Below are 18115 nucleotides of genomic sequence, written 5' to 3'. Positions count from 1 at the left end.
CCGCCTTCCTATCGCGGGCTTCCGGCGCGCCCGTCACTCGAGGGAATCGTGGAACCGTTCTACCGTCTCAACAGGTTGCCGCCCTATGTGTTTGCCCAGGTCCAGGCCCTCAAGCTCGATGCCCGGCGTCGGGGCGAGGATATCATCGACTTCGGCATGGGCAACCCCGACCATCCCACGCCCGACCACATTGTGGATAAACTGGTCGAGGCGGCGCGCAATCCCAGAAATCATCGGTATTCGGCCTCCCGCGGCATCACCAAGCTCCGGCATGCCATCACGGGCTGGTACAAGCGGCGCTACGACGTCGAGCTCGACCCGGAAACGGAGGCGATCGTCACGATCGGGTCGAAGGAGGGCATCGCGCACCTGGCCCTCGCCATGATCGGGCCCGGCGACGTCGTCCTGACGCCGACTCCGACCTACCCGATCCACATGTACAGCGTCATCATCGCGGGCGGCGAGGTCCGGGGCGTGGAGCTGCGTCAGGACAGCGACTTTTTCGAGGATTTGACGCGGGCCTATCGGCAGACGCAGCCGCGGCCGCGGATCCTCGTCATCAACTTTCCGCACAATCCCACCACCGCGGTGGTGGACCTGGAGTTCTTCAAGAAGGTCGTGGCCTTCGCCAAGGAGCACCAGGTCATCGTCATCCACGACCTGGCTTATGCGGACCTGGTCTTCGACGGCTACCGTGCCCCGAGCCTGTTGCAGGTGCCGGAGGCCAAGGACATCGGCGTCGAGTTCTACACCCTCTCGAAGAGCTACAACATGCCGGGCTGGCGGGTGGGCTTCTGCGTCGGCAACCGCGAGGTGATCGGCGCCCTGGCGAAGATCAAGAGCTACCTCGACTACGGCATCTTCCAGCCCGTGCAGATCGCGAGCATCATCGCGCTGAACGGTCCCCAGGACTGCGTGAAGGACACGGTCGCGCGGTACGAGAGCCGGCGCAACGAGCTCGTGGCCGGTCTCAACCGCATCGGCTGGCCGGTCGAGAAGCCGCGTGCGACGATGTTCGTCTGGGCCAGGATTCCGACGCCCTACCGCGGCATGGGCTCGCTGGAGTTCTCCAAGCTGCTCCTGCGCGACGCCAAGGTGGCGGTGTCGCCGGGAATCGGGTTCGGCGAGGGCGGGGACGAGTACGTCCGCTTCGCGCTCGTGGAGAACGAACACCGCACCAGACAGGCCGTCCGCGGCATCAAGAAGGCCCTGAAGCTGGAGGGGGCGGACCGGTGAGAACGCGCGTCGGGGTCGGGCTCATCGGCTTCGGGACCGTGGGGACCGGCGTCGTCCGGATTCTCCGGCAGAACGCCGCGTTGATCCGCCGGCGGGTCGGCGTCCCCGTCGAGCTGGTGCGGGTGGCGGATGTGGACGTCGCACGCGACCGCGGCGTGCCCTTGCCGCCCGGCGCGCTGACGACCGACGCCCGGGCGCTCATCCACGACCCGGCCGTCGACATCGTGCTGGAGCTGATCGGCGGCTACGACCCGGCCAAGCGCTTCATCCTCGAGGCGCTCGGCGCGGGCAAACCGGTCGTCACGGCCAACAAGGCCCTCCTGGCGGTGCATGGAGAGGAAGTGTTCGAAGCCGCGGTGCGGCACGGCGTGGACCTGGGCTTCGAGGCCAGCGTGGGCGGGGGCATCCCGGTCATCCGGGCCCTGACTGAGGGGCTGGCGGCCAACACCATCCTGTCCGTCTACGGCATCATCAACGGCACCTCGAACTACATCCTCACCAGGATGACCCAGGAAGGGCTGGGGTTCCAGGATGTGCTCGCGGAGGCGCAGCGCGCCGGCTACGCCGAGGCCGACCCGACCTTCGACGTGGCGGGCATCGACTCGGCCCACAAGCTGGCGATCATGGTCAGCCTGGCCTACGGCACCCCGGTCAATTTCAAGGACATCTGGACCGAGGGCATCACGCGGATCACGCCCCTGGACATCGCCTACGCCAGGGAGTTCGGCTACACGATCAAGCTCCTGGGCATCGCCAAGTTCCAGGACGGCGAGATCGAGGCGCGCGTCCATCCGACGATGATCCCCTCCGCGTCGCCGGTCGCCCAGGTGGAGGGCGTGTACAACGCGATCCAGCTCGTCGGGGACGCCGTGAACGACATCGTGTTGTACGGCCAGGGGGCGGGCTCCATGCCGACCGGGAGCGCCGTGGTGAGCGACGTCATCGACATCGCCCGGAACCTGATCCGCGGCTCGTCCGGTCGCGTGCCGCCCGCAGCCTTCCAGCAATCGGAGCGGCGGCCGCTGCGAGTCCGGCCCATCCATGAGATCGTCTCGCTCTATTACCTCCGCTTCATGGTCGTCGACCGCCCGGGCGTGCTCTCCCAGCTCTCCGGCGCGCTGGGGCGGCACGGCATCAGCATTTCCAAGGTACTGCAGAAGGGCCGCAAGGACGGCCAGACCGTTCCCGTGGTGATCATGACGCACGCCGCGCGCGAGCGGGCCGTGCAGGAGGCCCTGGCCGAGATCGGCCGGATGGAATCCATCTCCGAGCCCACCACGCTCATCCGCGTCGAGGGGCATGACGAGTAACCCATGCGTCCTTTCGACGGCCCGCCCCCTTGCCCGGTGTCGCACCCATGATCCGCTGGCGCGGCGTGATCGAGGAGTATCGCAAGTTCCTCCCCGTCGGGGAGCGGACTCCCGTGATCACGCTCGGGGAGGGCAACACCCCACTGGTCCACGCCAGGCGGCTGGCCAAGAAGGTCCATCCGCGGATCGAGCTGTTCCTCAAGTTCGAGGGCGCCAACCCCACCGGATCCTTCAAGGACCGGGGGATGACCATGGCGATCTCCAAGGCGGTGGAAGCCGGCGCGCGCGCGGTGATCTGCGCGTCCACGGGGAATACCTCCGCCTCGGCCGCGGCCTACGGCGCCCGGGCGGGTCTCGCCGTCTACGTGCTGATCCCCGCGGGCAAGATCGCGCTCGGCAAGCTGTCGCAGGCGATGATGCACCAGGCCACGGTGATCCAGATCGAGGGCAATTTCGACCAGGCCCTGACCATCGTCAAGGAGATCACGGCGACCTATCCGATCGAGCTGGTGAACTCGATCAACCCCCATCGCATCGAGGGGCAGAAGACGGCCGCGATGGAAGTCTGCGACCAGTTGGGGTTCGCGCCGACCGTCCATGCGTTGCCGGTCGGGAACGCGGGCAACATCACGGCCTATTGGCGCGGGTACCGGGAGTACCGGGCCGCGGGGCAGGTCTCCCGTCTGCCGAAGATGATGGGCTTCCAGGCGGCGGGGGCCGCCCCCATCGTCCTGGGCCGGGTGGTCGAAGAGCCGCAAACGATCGCCACCGCGATCCGAATCGGCAACCCGGCGAGCTGGCAGGCCGCGCTGCAGGCGGTGTCCGAGTCGGCCGGCCGGGTCGACGTCGTGACGGACGAGGAAATCCTCGAGGCCTACGCCCTGATCGCCGCGGAGGAGGGCGTGTTCTGCGAGCCGTCCTCGGCCGCCGGCGTGGCCGGCATGATCAAGCTCGGCAGGAGCGGCGTGCTCCAGGACGGCGATACGGTCGTCTGCACGCTGACGGGCCATGGCTTGAAGGACCCGGACACGGCCAGGACCGTGTCGCGGGCGCCGGCGACCATCAAGGCGGACCGGGACGCGGTCGCCAGGCTGCTGAAACTGTAGCGGGACGCCCGCGGGCGGGCGGAAGAGGAGCGGTGATGGGAGGAACCGTGACGGGTCCGGGGCGTGGCAGGTGAGCGCATGACGATGAAGTACGTGATCGTGCACGGCGGGGGTATGGTCGAGGGGCCGCATCCGGACCTCGGGGACCAGACTCTCCTGCAGGCGGCGGCGACGCCCCACATGGACTGGCTCGCCCGGCACGGGGAGCTGGGGCTCGCGACGGTGGGGGCCGAGGGGCTGTCCGCGGGGAGCGACGCCACGCAGCTCGCCCTGCTCGGCTACGACCCCAAGAAGTACCATTCGGGGCCCGGTCCCTTCGAGGCCGCGAGTCTGGGCGTCGTCCTCGACGAGCACGACGTCGCTTTCCGCTGCAGCATGGTGACGCTCCGCACGGGGCCGGCGCCGGGGAGCGGCGCCGCCTACGAGGTCCGGAAGCTGACGCCGCAGGTCGTCCTCGACGACGACGCGGCGGGCGGCATCAGCACCGAGGAGGCGCGCGAGCTCATCGACGCGGTCAACGAGCAGCTGGGCTCCGAGGCCATCCAGTTCTATCCGGGGATCGGCCACCGGCATGTCATGGTGTGGGTCGGCGGGAAGGCGCGGGTGACCTGCGTCCCGCCCCGCGACGTGGTCGGCCGCCCGCTGGGCGACGCCCTCCCCACGGGTGACGGCGGCGAGTGGCTGCGCCAATTGATGGAGGCGTCGCTGGTCATTCTCCGCGATCACCCGGTGAACGAGGAGCGACGCCAGGCGGGACTCAAGCCGGCCAACTGCCTCTGGTTGTGGGGGCAGGGACGGGCGCCGCGGATGCCCAAGCTGACCGACCTGCACCCGATCACGGGCGCCATCGTGACGGCCCGCGACCTCCACCGGGGTATCGGCCTCTGCGCCGGCTTGGAAGCGGCGGCGCCGGGCGCGCCGGCGGACGGCGGCGAGTACCGGGCGCTCGCCGAGGTCGCCCTTCACGAACTGGACAGGCGGGACCTGGTCTACGTCCATGCCGAGTTGCCGGACGAGACGCGGCGGGCGGGCGACGTGAAGGCGAGGGTCAAGGCCGTCGAGGAGTTCGACCGGTTGACGGTCGGTCCCCTGCGCGAGGGGCTGGCCAAGCGCGGTCCGCACCGGCTGCTCGTCGTCTGCGACGGCATCCCCTCGCGGGAGGGGGGCGCGCGCACCCCGCCGCCCGTCAGCTACGCGCTCTGCCAGGGGCCCGACGCGGCCGAGCAGTCGGCGACCCGCGGGTTCAACGAAGCCGACGCCGGCCGGGCCCGGGACCGGGTGCGGGAAGCGACGAGCCTGATCAAGCGGCTGCTCGCCGGGTAGGCGGACCATGGCCCTGATCGTCCAGAAATACGGCGGGACCTCGGTCGGCACCATCGAGCGCATCCACCGCGTCGCCGAGATGGTGGCCAAGACCAAGGCGGAGGGCCACGACGTCGTGGTCGTGCTCTCGGCGATGAGCGGCGAGACGGACCGCTTGGTCCGGCTCGCCCACGACGTGACGCCGAACCCCGACGAGCGGGAGATGGACATGCTCCTGTCCACCGGCGAGCGGGTCACGATCGCCCTGCTGGCCATGGACCTGCGCGGGCGCGGCCTCAACGCCCGGTCGTTCACCGGGCGCCAGGTGGGGATCATCACCGACAGCCGCCATACGAAGGCGCGGATCGCGCGGGTGACGGCGGAGCGGATCAAGGCGGCGCTCGCCGAGGGGATCATCCCCGTCGTGGCCGGCTTCCAGGGGATCAACGAGCAATCGGACGTAACGACGCTCGGGCGGGGCGGGTCGGACCTGACGGCCGTCGCGCTGGCGGCGGCGCTCAAGGCCGACCGCTGCATCATCTACACGGACGTCGACGGTGTGTACACGGCCGACCCGAACATCGTGCCGTCGGCCCGGCGCCTGGACCGGATCTCCTACGAGGAGATGCTCGAGCTGGCGAGCCTCGGCGCCAAGGTGCTCCAGAGCCGGTCGGTGGAGTTCGCCGCGCGTTTCGGGGTGCCGGTGGAGGTCAAATCCAGCTTCACAGAAGGGCAGGGAACGCTCGTGACCAGAGAAGACACCGAGATGGAGCGGGTCGAGGTCTCCGGCGTCACCGGCGACCGCAACCAGGCGAAGATCACGATCATCGGCGTGCCGGACCGGCCCGGGGTCGCGGCCGGCGTCTTCGGCTCGGTGGCCGAGGCGAACATCAACGTGGACATGATCATCCAGAACGTCGGGCAGGGTGCGCTGACGGACATTTCGTTCACCGTGCCCCGCGCCGACCTCGGCAAGGCGGTGCCGCTCGTCCAGCGCGTGGCCAAGGAGGTCGAGGCCAAGTCGGTGGCCGTGATGGAGGCCATCGCCAAGGTGTCGCTCGTCGGGGTCGGCATGCGCTCCCATTCCGGGGTGGCGGCCAAGATGTTCCAGGTCCTGTCCCGCGAGGGCGTCAACATCATGATGATCAGCACGTCGGAGATCAAAATCTCCTGCGTGATTGAGGAGAAGTACTTGGAGCTGGCCCTGCGCGCGCTGCACGCGGCGTTCGGGCTGGACAAGGGGCCGGCATGAGCACCACGCGGAAGCGTCCCGAGGTCCGTCAGCCGGCCGCGGCCCCTGCGACACCGGTCCAAGCCCCGGCGCTCGAAATCTACGACACCACGCTGCGCGACGGCGCCCAGGCGGAGGACGTGACTTTCTCCGTCGAGGACAAGCTGCGCGTCGCGCAGAAGCTCGACGACCTCGGCGTGCACTTCATCGAGGGCGGGTGGCCCGGGGCGAACCCCAAGGACATCGAGTTCTTCAAGCGGATCCAGAGCGTCCCCCTCGCGCACGCGACCGTCGTGGCCTTCGGCTCCACGCGCAAGGCGAGTCTGCCGGCCTCGAGGGATCCCAACCTCCAGGCGCTGCTGGCGGCGGGGACCGGGACGATCACGCTGTTCGGGAAGAGTTGGGGGCTCCACGTGACGGAGGCGCTGGGCACCTCCCTGGCGACGAACCTCGAGTTGATCCGCGAGTCGGTCGCGTACCTGCGGGACAAGGGCCGGCGTGTGTTCTACGACGCCGAGCATTTCTTCGACGGCTACAAGGCTGACCCGGACTACGCCCTGGAGACGTTGCGCCGAGCCGTGGAGGCCGGCGCCGAGCGCGTCATCCTCTGCGACACCAACGGCGGGACGATGCCCTGGGAGATCCGCGAGATCGTCGCCACGGTCCGGCGCGAATGTCCCGTGCCGCTGGGCATCCACGCGCACAACGACACCGAGATGGCGGTCGCCAACTCCCTGGTCGCGATCGAGGCCGGAGCGCTGCAGGTGCAGGGGACGATCAACGGCATCGGTGAGCGGTGCGGGAACGCGAACCTCTGCTCCATCGTCCCGAACCTGGAATTGAAGATGCGGCGGCCGGTCCTGGGGGAGCAGCGCCTGGCGAACCTCCGACAGGTGTCCAGCTTCGTCACCGAGATCGCGAACCTCATGCCCAACAAGCACCAGCCCTACGTGGGGGATTCCGCCTTCGCCCACAAGGGCGGGGTCCACATCCACGCGGTGCAGAAGAACCCCGCGACCTACGAGCACATCATCCCGGAGCTGGTGGGCAACAGGCAACGGATGCTGGTTTCAGACTACGCGGGACGGAGCGGGCTGTTGGGCAAGGTGCAGTCCTACGGGCTCACGCTGTCGAAGGACCATCCGAAGCTCCAGGAACTGCTCGACCAGCTCAAGGCCCTCGAGAACCGCGGCTACCAGTTCGAGGGGGCGGAGGGGTCGCTGGAGCTGCTCACGCGCAAGGCCCTCGGCTTGCACAAGCCCTCCTTCGAGCTCCTCGGCTTCCGCGTCATCGTCGAAAAGCGCCGGGCCGGCGAGGCGCCCATCTCCGAGGCGACGGTCATGGTGAAGGTCGGTGAGGCGGTCGAGCATACGGCCGCGGTCGGGGCGGGGCCGGTCAACGCGCTGGACCACGCCCTGCGCAAGGCGCTCGAAAAATTCTATCCCCAGCTCTCGGAGGTGAAGCTGCTGGACTACAAGGTCCGGGTGTTGACGGCGAGCCACGGGACGGCGTCGCAGGTCCGCGTCCTGATCGAGTCCGGCGACCACAAGGAGAAGTGGGGGACCGTCGGCGTCTCCGAGAACATCATGGAGGCGAGCTGGCAGGCCCTCGCCGACAGCATCGAGTACAAGCTGCTTCCCAAAGGATCGTGAGCGGCCCAGCGCCGGGCCCCATCCGGAATTCCTCTTGACACGGCCGATAACCTCACGTAATTTATGGCGAAACTTGACACGATCGGGGGCAGTGAGCCGGGACGTGCCCTAAGGAGACCTACGAGGGAATCCAGGGGGAAGCATGCGAAAAGCGGACATCGCCAACGAAATCTACGAGAAAGTCGGGGTTTCCAAGAAGGAGGCCGCCGACATCGTGGAGTTCATCCTCAACCTGCTGAAAGAGGTGCTCCGGAAGGGTGAGTCGGTCAAAATCGCCGGCTTCGGCAACTTCGTGGTCCGGAGCAAGGGGGCGCGCAAGGGCCGGAATCCCCGGACCGGCCAGGAGATCGGGATCACGCCCCGCCGCGTCGTGACCTTCCGTCCCAGCCAGGTGTTCAAGAAGTTCGTCAACTGAACGCGCCGCCGGGCTGTGGTACGTTTCACCGTGCTCCTGGCACACGAGGCCGGTGATGGCAGGTGAGCCCACCCTAGGCCAGAAGATCTTCTACAAGATCGGAGAAGCCAGCGCGCTGACGAAACTGCCGCCCTATGTCCTGCGCTTCTGGGAATCCGAATTCAGCTTTCTGAGGCCGAAGAAGAGCCGGGGGCGCCAGCGGCTCTACGTCCGGGAGGACATCGAGACGGTCCTGGAAATCAAACGGATGCTGTACGAGGAAGGCTACACGATCGCCGGCGTCAAGCGGTACTGGGCCAGCCGGGGACGGCGGGGGGGCAAGGTGGTCCCCCCACGGTATCGGCTGGCCAGGGTGAAGGGGCATCTGGAGGCGATTCTGAGACGGCTGGAGGCCTATGAGCGGTAGGGCTCGGCCGGTGGAAAAAGACCGGGGTCGGGGCGTGGCGCAGCCCGGTAGCGCACTCGCTTGGGGTGCGAGTGGTCGGCCGTTCAAATCGGCTCGCCCCGACCATTCAACGCGAGCCTGGTCCGGTGCGCTCCCAAGCGGGCGCGCCGGAGAAGGGCCTTGAAGGTCGTTTCGGTTCTGGGGTAATCGCCATGCGGCGACCACGGGGCTTCAACCGAGTCGCCGCGGCCGTACCTGAGCGACACGAATCCGGATCGTGCGCGAGCCGGGAGCGGCCCGCGGGAGCTGCGTCGGCTTCGGGCAGGGGGCCCGTGCCGCGGCGTCAAGCCCGCGGGCGGGCCCTCGCCGCCGGCCCGTAGCGCTCCGTACAGGGCTGAACGTCGACGACCGAGTGGCTCACGAGCTGCGTCAGGCAGCTTTTTTTGTTCTTACGGCCATCGTGAAGATCCTCGTGACCAACGACGACGGCATCGCGTCCCGGGGGCTGATGGTCCTGGCGGCGGCGATGCGACACCTGGGCGAAGTGTGGGTGGTCGCGCCGGATCGGGAACGGAACGCGGTCGGCCACGCGCTCACGCTCCACAAGCCGTTGCGGCTCACGCGGGTGGAGAAGCGGGTCTACGCGGTGAACGGCACGCCGACGGACTGCGTCAACCTCGCCGTCAAACAGGTGCTGGGCGTCAAGCCCGGGCTGCTGGTGTCCGGGATCAACCGGGGGGTGAACCTGGGCGACGACGTGACCTACTCGGGGACCGTGTCCGCCGCCCTGGAGGGGACGATCCTGGGCGTCCCCTCCATCGCCGTGTCGCAGGACGGCGCCGATGGGGTCTATCGCTTCCGGACGGCCGCGGCCTATGCCCTGCGGGTGGCCCGCGCGGTGCTTGAATTCGGCCTGCCGGAGGAGACGCTGCTGAACGTGAACGTCCCGGACCGCCCCCTCGGAGCGGTGGCCGGGGTCCGGCTCACCTGCCTGAGTCGGCGCCGGTTCGACGAGCCGATCATCGAAAAGGTTGACCCGCACGGCCGCAAGTATTTCTGGATCGCCGGCACGCGCGTGGCGTGGAGTCGGAGGGAGGATTCCGACCATGAAGCGGTCCGGCGGGGCCTGGTGTCGGTCACGCCGCTGCACCTGGACATGACCCACTATGCCCTGCTCGACCGACTGCGGAGCTGGGAGCCCCACCTCGAGGGGAGCCGGCGGGCCGGGGGCATCAAGCCCGTGAGCTTCCCCCGGGCGCGGTCCGTGAAGCCGGTTTCCGACGGGCCGACGCGCCGGGCCGGCAAGCGGGCGTGAACGGCCCTCCATGCTGAGACTCTACAACACGCTGACCGGCCGCAAGGACGTCTTCGAGCCCCTGGCGCCGCTCGACGTGACGATGTACGCCTGCGGCGTGACCGTGTACGACGAGTGTCACCTGGGCCACGGCCGGAGCGCGCTCGTCTTCGACATGGTGCGGTCCTACCTCCGCTACCGGGGGTACCGGGTCACCTACGTCAGAAACTTCACCGACATCGACGACAAGATCCTCCAACGGGCGGCGCGCGAGGGCGTCTCATGGCAGGAGATCGCCGACCGGTACCTCGCCGCCTACCGGCGGGACATGGGGCGGCTGGGCGTGACGCCGGCGGACGTCGAGCCGAAGGCCACCGAGCACGTTCCCGACATCCTTCGGCTGATCCAGCGACTGATCGAAGCCGGGTGCGCCTACGTGCTGGATGGGGACGTCTACTTCGAGGTCGCAACCTACCCGGCCTACGGCCGCCTGTCGAAGCGTCGGGCCGAGGACCTGCTGGCCGGCGCGCGGGTGGAGGTGGACGAACGCAAGCGTCACCCGATGGACTTCGCCCTGTGGAAGCGCGCGAAGCCCGGCGAGGCGGCCTGGGACAGCCCCTGGGGGCCGGGACGGCCGGGCTGGCACATCGAGTGCTCCGCCATGTCCATGCGGCACCTGGGCGAGACGTTCGATATCCACGGCGGCGGCATGGACCTGATCTTTCCCCACCACGAGAACGAAATCGCCCAGTCCTGCGCCGCGACCGGCCGGGAGTTCGCCCGGTACTGGCTGCACAACGGCTTCGTCGAGATCAACCGGGAGAAGATGTCCAAGTCGCTCGGCAACTTCTTCACGCTGCGCGAGATCTTCGACAAGTCCGGCTGCCGCGACCCCGTGACGGCCGAGGTGCTGCGCTACTTCCTCCTCGCCACCCATTACCGGAGCCCGCTGGACTTCTCCGACCAGGGGCTCCGGGAGGCGAAGGCCGCGCTGGACGGGCTCTACGGCCTGTTCCAACGGCTGGAGGAGCCGGTCGAAGGCGGGGGAGGCGCGGACGGAGCCGTGCGGGCGGCGGTCCAGGCGCTGGAGCCGGCCTTTCGCCAGGCCATGGACGATGACCTCAACACCCCGTCGGCGCTGGCCCAGGTCCAGCGCCTGCGCGGCGAGCTGAACCGGGCGCTCGAGGCGGGCGTCTCCCGGGGCGTACGGGACGAGGCGCGCGCGGCCTTCCGGCGGGTGGGCGGGGTGCTCGGGTTGTTTCAGCTTTCTGTCAAGGACTGGGAGTTCAAGGAGCTGGAGTTCCGCGTCGATCAAGCGGAGCCGCCGGCGCGCGCCGGGGATCGGGCGTTGAGCGACGAGGAAATCGAGGGAGCGGTGACGGCCCGGAACGAGGCCAGACGGCGGAAGGACTTCGCCAGGGCCGACGAGATCCGGGCGGCGCTGGCCGCACGCGGCATCACGATCGAGGATCGGCCCGATGGGACCAGCCGCTGGAAGCGGTGAGGGGCCAGACCTCCTCTACGGATTGCACGCGGTCCGAGAGGCGCTCCGGTCCAACGCCCGGCCCCTGTTGAAGCTGCTCCTGGCGCGGGACGATCGGCCCGCCGGGGAACTCGCCCGGCTGGCCCGCGCGGCGCGGGTGCCCGTCCACGTCGAGCCGAGGTCGGCCCTGGACCGGCTGGTCCCGCACGGCCGACATCAGGGGGTCGTCGGCCTGGTTGCCGCCAAAGCCTATGCCGCGGTGGACGACCTCCTGGCCGTCGCGCGGGCGCGCGGCGAGGCCCCCTGCTTGCTCATCCTGGACGAGGTGGAGGATCCGCACAACCTCGGCGCCGTGCTGCGCACGGCCGAGGCGGCGGGGGTGCACGGTGTCTGTATCCCGGAGCGGCGCGCGGTCGGGTTGACGGGCGCGGTGGCCCGCGCCTCGGCGGGTGCGGTCGAGCACCTCCCCGTGGCCCGCGTGCCGAACCTCTCCCGGTTGGTCGAGGAACTCCAAGCGGCCGGCCTCTGGGTCTATGTCCTGGACCCGTCGGCGGGCCGACCCTACACCGACCTGGACTACCGGGGGCCCCTCGCGCTCGTCATCGGGGGGGAGGCGCGGGGCGTGCGGCCGGGGCTCCTGGGGAAGTGCGATGAGCGGGTCCGCATCCCCATGCGGGGGCGGGTGTCGTCGCTGAATCTCTCTGTGGCGGCCGGCGTCGTCCTCTACGAGGTCGTCAGGCAGCGCACCGGCGGACCGGGCGGCTCCCCCGGCTAGCGGATGTCGATCATGCCGCCCTGGATCGCGGCCTTCAACAGCTGCGCGGTGTTGGACACGCGCACCTTCTTCATCATGTTGGCCCGGTGCGCTTCCACGGTCTTGACGCTGATCTTCAGGCGCTGCGCGATCTCCTTGTTCTTGAGGCCGGACCAGATGAGCTGCAGGATCTCCTGCTCGCGGCTCGTCAACGCCTCCGGACGCTTCCGTCTCGGCGGCGGCGCGATCTCACGCCGTTTCTTGCCCGTGCGATGAGCGGCTAGGGACTTCACGCTTGCCATCGAAGCACTCTCCTTCCTCTGAATCAGTCCGACAAGAGTCCGGGACGGCTCCCGACCCCACACTGTCAAAATATGTAGGCAATTATAAGAGGCGGGACGGCGGCAAAGCAAATAGAAATCGCCGGAAAAAGTTCGGCTCAGTAGTTCTGAGCAGGAAAAACCGAGGAAGGCGGGGCCCTGCTGCGTCGGTGCCTGGGATCGGCTAGAATGCGGACCATGCTGCCGTACCTCGTCGCCGGCCTGCTGGGGGCGTTCCTCGGGAGTTTTCTCAACGTCTGCATCCACCGACTGCCGCGGCGCGAGTCGGTCGTCTGGCCGGGCTCCCGCTGTCCCGCCTGCGGCGCCGGTATCAGGCCCCGGGACAACATCCCCCTGTTGAGTTATGTCCTGCTTGGGGGGCGTTGCCGGGCCTGCCGCACACGCATCTCCCTGCGGTACCCTCTGATCGAGGCGACGAACGCGTCGGGCTACGTGGTCATCCTCTGGTGGTTCGGCCTCGGCTGGCCGTCGGCCGTCTACGCCCTCTGGTTCTCCGCCCTGCTGGTGATCGCGGTCATCGATCTGTCCCACCAGATCATCCCGAACGTCATCACGCTGCCGGCAGTGGCGATCGGCTTCCTCGCCGCGGCGACGGTCTTGCCGGTGGGGGGCGCCGACTCGCTGCTGGGCATCCTCCTGGGATACGGGCTGCCCTGGGCCTTGGCCGCGCTCTACCGCGCGGTGCGGGGGCGGGAGGGGCTGGGGCTGGGGGATGCCAAGCTGCTGGCGATGGTCGGCGCCGTGCTCGGATGGAAGCCCGTGCTTCTGACCATCCTGGTCGGCGCCCTGGTCGGGTCGGTGGTCGGGCTCACGCTCATCGGCTTCCGTCTTCTCACGCCGGACGAGTACCTCCCCTTCGGTCCCTTCCTCGCCCTCGGCGCCCTTGTCGCGCTGTTCTTCCAGGACGACCTCCTGGCCTGGTATTTCGGGGCGGTCCTCGGGGCGCGCTAGGCGTCCTGTATCCGTCCGGCATCCCTCACCGTATCCGAGTCGTCCGCCCCGGCGGTCCATTCAACGCGTCCCTCGTCGAGCGCAAGGCCGCCGGCTCCGCTTTGCGCCGTCATGACGCGGGTTCTCGACGCGCAGCGCCGTCCGCGAGGGACTCCCCTCCTTCGTAGGCCGTCGGGCACGGCATTTGGATAAACGGTCACGGCGTGGCGAAACATTCCTCGCGAAGGGAGGAGACCGTGAGCGAGCGCGGGAGGACGCTGATCGAGTTGATCGTCGTGGCGGCGATCGTCGGCCTGGTGTTGGGAGCCGTCGGACAGGGCCTGGTGGCCGCGGCAGGGCGCTACCAGGGCCAGGCCGTGGTGTCGGAGTTGGCGGGCGAGTTGCGGGCTGCACGGTTTCTGGCTTTGATGCGACGGGAACGGGTGGCGGTGACGATCGATCCCAAGGCGGCGCGGGCTCGGGTCGCCCCGTCGGACCGGCCCGAGGCGACGCTGCGCGAGTACGACTTCGCGGGTCGCGGGGTCGCCCTCGAAGGGGCGGAAGCGCCCGTCCTGGTCCGGTTCTATCCGAGCGGGCGCAGCGCCACGCCCCTCACCCTCCGACTCCGCCGCGGCGACCACGAGCGCTGGACGCTGACCGTCAGCATGACCGGGAGGGTATCCGTCCAATGAAGACCGCTCCGGACGAGCAGGGGTTCACCCTGATCGAGGTCATGGCGGCGATGGTGATCCTCGCCATCGCGATCGTGGGCGTGATGGAGATGTTCGAAGTCGGCGATCGCGCCATCCGGTACGGCGCGCGGGCCACGCGCGCGCAGCTCCTGGCCGAGTCCAGGCTGGAGGCCAAACGGGCGGCGCCGTGGGACGCGCTTTTGAGCGACGATCTGGACGGCGACGGCCGGCCCGAGGTCTCGATGAGAGACGAGGGCGCCGACCCGGATGAGGTGGCCGGCGACGGGGTCTTCAGCGCCGCCGCGCAGGAAGGTCCGATTCGTCTGGTCTGGACCGTCCAGCCGATCGACGGCCGGTCCCTGTCGCAGACCGGGGCGGTGGCGATCCGGGTCCGGGCCACCTACCCCACCGCGCCGGATCGGACGAGGGAGATCCGACTCGGCACGCTCCGCGCCAACCCGCGGTACCTGGGCGGGCGGCGGTAAGTCAGGAGGTCACGACCATGGCGCGTGGTGTCACGGGGCTCGGAGCCGATCAGCGGGGCGTCTGTCTACTGGAGGTGGTGATCGCCCTGGCGTCGGGCGCGGTCGTGCTCGCGGCCACCCTCCATGCCCTGCAATACTACCGCGTCCAGCTCACCGCCCAGCAGGAGTCCGCCGCCGTGCACCAGGACCTTCGGCTCGGCCTGCAGGTAATGGAGGCCGAGTTGCGTCTTGCCGGGAGCGGTGCCAAGCCGGGGGAGGGCGCGGTCCTGGAGGCCGGCGCCGGCGCCATCGCCTTCTCCGCCAACCTGGACGGATTGACCACTCGGTTGACGAGGCCGGTGTCGGCCGCCGAGGCGGTGCTGCCCGTCGAGAACGGCGAGGGCTGGTCCCAGGGCAAGCGGCTCGTGGTCTGTTCGGACGGTCGTTGTGCGGAGGGGGCGCTCGCCAAGGCCGGGCGCCGACGGGCATTGACGCTGGTCGTCCCCTTGGGGCAGGCCTTTCCAGAGGGGAGTGAAGTGTTCGCGTCCAGCCTGGTCCGCTACTATCAGGGCAGGGATGGGCGGGGCGCCCCGGTCGTGATGCGCCAGGTGGACGGTGGCGCCAACCCCCTGATCGGCGGGGTGTCGGGCTTTCGGCTGCTCTACTTCGACCGCCGGTCGAGCCGGACGGTGGACCCCGGAGCGGTGGCCCGCGTCCGCGTCGAGGTCATGGTCGGCACGGGCCAAGTCCTGGTTCGAGAGGTCGGGCTCAGGGCCGCTTTCCCGAGCCTCCCGGCCGAGGGAGGGGCGGCGTGACCGGACGGTCTGACGGCGGCGAGCGGGGCGCGGCGCTCCTAGCGTCGGTGCTCCTGATGCTCGTCCTGTCAATCCTGGGCGGGGTGTCGCTGAGTCTCGGCCTGCAGGAGATTCGGAGCGCCGGCGTCGGCGAGGCCGATGCCGCGGCCCGGCACCTGGCCGAAGCGGGGATCGATGCGGCGATCCGGTGGTTCCATGACCCCGACGCCCGTCAGACCCTCGTCCGCGGCGGGGCCGTCTTTTCCAAGCAGTACGAACGGCGCGAGCATGGCTCCTCCTTCTTCGCTCCCGACGGCTCCTCCCAGTTCCGGGGTACGGCCGAACGACCCGACCTCCTTCTCGACGCGGGCCGACCGGACGATGATCGCCTGCTCAACGGAGGGTCCGGTCCGGTCTCCTCGCTGGCCTCGGCTGGACGGGTGGTGCAGATGAAGGTGTACGGTCCTCGTCGCCCTGGTCTGCTCTGCACGGTGGAGGTGGTGGCCGAAGCCGGGGGACTGACGCGGAGGGTGACCACCCAACTCGCGGCGCTCGACCTGCCGTCACTGCGCGCCGCCGTCCAGCTCGGCGCCGACGACCCGCCGGCATCAGGGGACTGGCCGGTGCCCGTCTGGGCGCACTGGGGGGCGGTGAAGGCGGCCGGGTCGGTTCGGCTGGGAGCCGCCCGCGATCTTCCGGTCAAGAGCCGGGTCGCCCCCGTTTCGGGCGCCTCCTATGGGACGATGGAACGCCGCGAGGACCGGTGGCTGGACTTCTGGGTGGGGGGTGATGCCGTTCTGACCGCCCATGCCCCGGGGGCCTCTGAGGCCGTTCCGACGAATGTCTACCCCCACCAGGAACCGGTGCCGGGCTTGAACCTGGACCGCTGGGACTATGACACGATGAAGCGCGCCGCTATGCTGGCCGGCACCTACTACCTGCCGGGGCGGGACGGGCTTCTGTACCGAGATGGGCGGATTGAGCCGGGTGCCGGCTTGACGCCCGACGAGGCGTTTCGGTCCGAAGGCCCCGGAGACCACCGCGGCCTGGTCTTCGTGGACACGCTGGATGCACGGCCGCCACGGCCGGACAACGTGGCGGCTCTCTCGCTGGGGACCGACTATGCGGAGGGGCTGTTCGTGGTCAATGCGCACCTTCGCTGGAAACCCCGAGGGCCGGGGCGGACGGTGTCCGTCCTGAGCCCGCCTGCGGAAGGCGTCCCCGCTTCTTCGGACCGGATCGCCCTTCCGCTCGAGGGGGTGCATCTTCAGGGTGTCCTGGTGACGGCCGGGACCCTCACCGTTGCGGGACAGCCTCGGCTCTACGGGGCGGTCATGGTGGGCCGGGCGATCGGACCGGCCACCGGATCGGATGATCGCCTGGAAGTCTGGTACGACGCCGACCTCCGCCACGGGCTCTTCAGGGGAGTCCCCCTGGTCTATCCGGCGCCAGGTACCTGGTCCGAACAGTAGGGCCTTGCGACCCCACCGCGGTCCTCTCCCGCTCCGCCGTCCGCTCGGCCTCCTGCCCCCAGCGCCGCAAATTGTCAAAACATGGCAATTGCCGCACGAAAGAGTTAGGCTAAAACGCCGGTGGACCCTACGGCATCAATGACTTGCCCCGGTTTTCCCCGATCGCGGGATGGGCACAACGCTTGCTCGAGTCACTGAAGGCCATGGCACCGGGCCAACGGGAAGGGGGAGAGCCTCGCGGCGGAGGCCAAGCCGGGGCGTCCCTGACGGAGGTCCTGATCGTCCTGGCGATCATCGGCGCGGTCAGCATGATCGCAGCGCCGAATTTCATCGACTGGTACAGCCGCGCGGAGTTTCGCCGGGCGGTGGTGGATTTCCAGGGCAATCTCAGCCTGGCCAGGATGGCTGCGATGAATCGGAACACGACCCTGACGGTCTCGCTGGCGATCGAAGACGGGCGCGTCACGGCGAGTTTCACGGCCGGAGGCGTGGATGTGCTGCCCAAGCAGACCCTCTCCAAGGAGGTCGCGGGGTGGGGCGGGACCTCGCCGGTCCAGTTCAGCTCCCTCGGCCTGCGGGTCGGCGGAGGATCGGGCACCCAGACCATCACCCTCACCAGCCGCCATGGACTGACCTATGAGGTCCAGGTGACGCCGGCGGGGAAGGTCCGGTGGTGTCCGGCCTCGCCCTGTCCCTGAGCGCCGAGCGGGAGTGGACCACGTGTCGCTGTCCGGACATCACGGGGCGCATCGCCCGGGGGGGGATGCGGGCTTTACGCTCGTCGAGGGCATGATCGCCATGGTCATGTTGGCGGTGGGGTTGCTGGCGATCGCCGGGCTGCTGGATGTGGCGCTGAGCCGGAACGTTGACGCGAACGACCTCAGCCAGGCGACCCACCTGGCGTCCGACATGATGGAACGAATCCGTTTCAACCGCGCCAACGTGTCGGCCTATTCCGGCATCGACTCGGCCAACAGCACGACGCGCCCGCCGTCGACTCAGCCCATGGCGCAGGGGGACTACGATCAGTGGAGCGCCAGGCTGGCCGGCGCCAGACTCGGCGGCGCCCGAGGCCAGGTCGCCGTGGCGGCGCTGGGGCCGCAGGGGGCGAGCGGATTGAATCAGAGCCAGGTGACGGTGACCGTGACGTGGAGCGGGGCGGTCCTACCCCACACGTTGACCCTGACCACGGTCGTGGCTCCCGAGTAGCGGTGATCGGCGGGCACATTCGCGACCCCGCGGAGCGCAGCATGG

General features: G+C 69.3%; 18 protein-coding genes, 1 tRNA gene and 1 pseudogene. 19 read left to right on the top strand and 1 reads right to left on the bottom strand.

All coding sequences use genetic code 11. The features are described from left to right. Window positions 1-48 precede the first annotated feature (48 nt). From alaC to rlmB, 12 genes and pseudogenes are all read left to right on the top strand, one after another. The gene (gene alaC / locus AC1U7O_RS17555) at window positions 49-1236 is read left to right on the top strand and encodes an alanine transaminase (RefSeq protein WP_479896195.1); all 1188 of its coding nucleotides are present in this window, start codon (window positions 49-51) and stop codon (window positions 1234-1236) included. Then, window positions 1233-2546: a homoserine dehydrogenase gene (locus tag AC1U7O_RS17550; protein WP_479896194.1), complete on the top strand. Its 1314-nt coding sequence runs from the start codon at window positions 1233-1235 to the stop codon at window positions 2544-2546. Before alaC ends, AC1U7O_RS17550 begins: the two co-directional genes overlap by 4 nt. Window positions 2547-2593: 47 nt before the next feature. Further along, window positions 2594-3652: a threonine synthase gene (gene thrC, locus AC1U7O_RS17545; protein ID WP_479896193.1), complete on the top strand. Its 1059-nt coding sequence runs from the start codon at window positions 2594-2596 to the stop codon at window positions 3650-3652. A gap of 78 nt (window positions 3653-3730) precedes the next feature. Beyond that, window positions 3731-4975, top strand: coding sequence for a 2,3-bisphosphoglycerate-independent phosphoglycerate mutase (apgM, locus tag AC1U7O_RS17540; RefSeq protein WP_479896192.1), 1245 nt, complete (start codon window positions 3731-3733; stop codon window positions 4973-4975). A gap of 7 nt (window positions 4976-4982) precedes the next feature. Continuing rightward, window positions 4983-6206 (top strand): aspartate kinase, encoded by a 1224-nt coding sequence (locus AC1U7O_RS17535; protein WP_479896191.1) that lies wholly within the window; start codon window positions 4983-4985, stop codon window positions 6204-6206. After that, a complete protein-coding gene (gene cimA, locus AC1U7O_RS17530; protein ID WP_479896190.1) occupies window positions 6203-7837 on the top strand; it encodes a citramalate synthase in 1635 nt (544 codons plus the stop codon). The genes AC1U7O_RS17535 and cimA overlap by 4 nt, the downstream gene beginning before the upstream one ends. Before the next feature lie 142 nt (window positions 7838-7979). Then, a pseudogene (locus tag AC1U7O_RS17525) lies at window positions 7980-8249 on the top strand (integration host factor subunit alpha); the annotation flags it as partial. Between the two features lie 58 nt (window positions 8250-8307). Further along, window positions 8308-8658: a MerR family transcriptional regulator gene (locus tag AC1U7O_RS17520; RefSeq protein WP_479896189.1), complete on the top strand. Its 351-nt coding sequence runs from the start codon at window positions 8308-8310 to the stop codon at window positions 8656-8658. 28 nt (window positions 8659-8686) lie between these two features. After that, a tRNA-Pro gene (locus AC1U7O_RS17515) sits at window positions 8687-8763 on the top strand. A gap of 334 nt (window positions 8764-9097) precedes the next feature. Next, a complete protein-coding gene (gene surE, locus AC1U7O_RS17510; RefSeq protein WP_479896188.1) occupies window positions 9098-9952 on the top strand; it encodes a 5'/3'-nucleotidase SurE in 855 nt (284 codons plus the stop codon). 10 nt (window positions 9953-9962) lie between these two features. After that, window positions 9963-11435, top strand: a complete 1473-nt coding sequence (gene cysS / locus AC1U7O_RS17505) for a cysteine--tRNA ligase (protein WP_479896187.1) — start codon at window positions 9963-9965, stop codon at window positions 11433-11435. Then, window positions 11410-12189, top strand: a complete 780-nt coding sequence (rlmB, locus tag AC1U7O_RS17500; RefSeq protein ID WP_479896186.1) for a 23S rRNA (guanosine(2251)-2'-O)-methyltransferase RlmB — start codon at window positions 11410-11412, stop codon at window positions 12187-12189. The genes cysS and rlmB overlap by 26 nt, the downstream gene beginning before the upstream one ends. Here the strand turns inward: rlmB and AC1U7O_RS17495 are convergent. Continuing rightward, entirely contained in the window at window positions 12186-12470 is a 285-nt protein-coding gene (locus tag AC1U7O_RS17495) for a response regulator transcription factor (protein ID WP_479896185.1), read from the bottom strand. The two genes, rlmB and AC1U7O_RS17495, sit on opposite strands and share 4 nt — an antisense overlap. 207 nt (window positions 12471-12677) lie before the next feature. Here AC1U7O_RS17495 and AC1U7O_RS17490 point away from each other — a divergent pair, with 207 nt between their 5' ends. From AC1U7O_RS17490 to pilV, 7 genes are all read left to right on the top strand, one after another. Then, window positions 12678-13460 carry a prepilin peptidase gene (locus AC1U7O_RS17490; protein WP_479896184.1) on the top strand — a complete coding sequence of 261 codons (783 nt, stop codon included), beginning with the start codon at window positions 12678-12680 and terminating at the stop codon, window positions 13458-13460. A gap of 236 nt (window positions 13461-13696) precedes the next feature. Continuing rightward, window positions 13697-14131 carry a GspH/FimT family pseudopilin gene (locus AC1U7O_RS17485; RefSeq protein WP_479896183.1) on the top strand — a complete coding sequence of 145 codons (435 nt, stop codon included), beginning with the start codon at window positions 13697-13699 and terminating at the stop codon, window positions 14129-14131. Beyond that, window positions 14128-14616: a type IV pilus modification PilV family protein gene (locus tag AC1U7O_RS17480; protein ID WP_479896182.1), complete on the top strand. Its 489-nt coding sequence runs from the start codon at window positions 14128-14130 to the stop codon at window positions 14614-14616. The genes AC1U7O_RS17485 and AC1U7O_RS17480 overlap by 4 nt, the downstream gene beginning before the upstream one ends. Before the next feature lie 17 nt (window positions 14617-14633). Next, window positions 14634-15410, top strand: coding sequence for a PilW family protein (locus AC1U7O_RS17475; RefSeq protein ID WP_479896181.1), 777 nt, complete (start codon window positions 14634-14636; stop codon window positions 15408-15410). Continuing rightward, the gene (locus AC1U7O_RS17470) at window positions 15407-16861 is read left to right on the top strand and encodes a hypothetical protein (RefSeq protein ID WP_479896180.1); all 1455 of its coding nucleotides are present in this window, start codon (window positions 15407-15409) and stop codon (window positions 16859-16861) included. Before AC1U7O_RS17475 ends, AC1U7O_RS17470 begins: the two co-directional genes overlap by 4 nt. Window positions 16862-17064: 203 nt before the next feature. After that, window positions 17065-17559 carry a prepilin-type N-terminal cleavage/methylation domain-containing protein gene (locus AC1U7O_RS17465; protein ID WP_479896179.1) on the top strand — a complete coding sequence of 165 codons (495 nt, stop codon included), beginning with the start codon at window positions 17065-17067 and terminating at the stop codon, window positions 17557-17559. A 22-nt stretch (window positions 17560-17581) separates the two neighbouring features. Beyond that, entirely contained in the window at window positions 17582-18070 is a 489-nt protein-coding gene (pilV, locus tag AC1U7O_RS17460) for a type IV pilus modification protein PilV (protein WP_479896178.1), read from the top strand. Window positions 18071-18115 lie beyond the last annotated feature (45 nt).

It is taken from the genome of Candidatus Nitrospira neuquenensis (assembly GCF_979578155.1).
The sequence above is the reverse complement of the archived record's forward strand: the minus strand, read 5'-3'. Positions and strand labels throughout refer to the sequence as shown.

Coding starts and splice junctions, on each gene's coding strand:
- thrC (WP_479896193.1), top strand. CDS start 2,594: ATGATCCGCTGGCGCGGCGTGATCGAGGAGTATCGCAAGTTCCTCCCC.
- apgM (WP_479896192.1), top strand. CDS start 3,731: ATGACGATGAAGTACGTGATCGTGCACGGCGGGGGTATGGTCGAGGGG.
- AC1U7O_RS17535 (WP_479896191.1), top strand. CDS start 4,983: ATGGCCCTGATCGTCCAGAAATACGGCGGGACCTCGGTCGGCACCATC.
- cimA (WP_479896190.1), top strand. CDS start 6,203: ATGAGCACCACGCGGAAGCGTCCCGAGGTCCGTCAGCCGGCCGCGGCC.
- AC1U7O_RS17520 (WP_479896189.1), top strand. CDS start 8,308: ATGGCAGGTGAGCCCACCCTAGGCCAGAAGATCTTCTACAAGATCGGA.
- cysS (WP_479896187.1), top strand. CDS start 9,963: ATGCTGAGACTCTACAACACGCTGACCGGCCGCAAGGACGTCTTCGAG.
- rlmB (WP_479896186.1), top strand. CDS start 11,410: ATGGGACCAGCCGCTGGAAGCGGTGAGGGGCCAGACCTCCTCTACGGA.
- AC1U7O_RS17495 (WP_479896185.1), bottom strand. CDS start 12,470: ATGGCAAGCGTGAAGTCCCTAGCCGCTCATCGCACGGGCAAGAAACGG.
- AC1U7O_RS17490 (WP_479896184.1), top strand. CDS start 12,678: ATGCGGACCATGCTGCCGTACCTCGTCGCCGGCCTGCTGGGGGCGTTC.
- AC1U7O_RS17480 (WP_479896182.1), top strand. CDS start 14,128: ATGAAGACCGCTCCGGACGAGCAGGGGTTCACCCTGATCGAGGTCATG.
- AC1U7O_RS17475 (WP_479896181.1), top strand. CDS start 14,634: ATGGCGCGTGGTGTCACGGGGCTCGGAGCCGATCAGCGGGGCGTCTGT.
- AC1U7O_RS17465 (WP_479896179.1), top strand. CDS start 17,065: ATGGCACCGGGCCAACGGGAAGGGGGAGAGCCTCGCGGCGGAGGCCAA.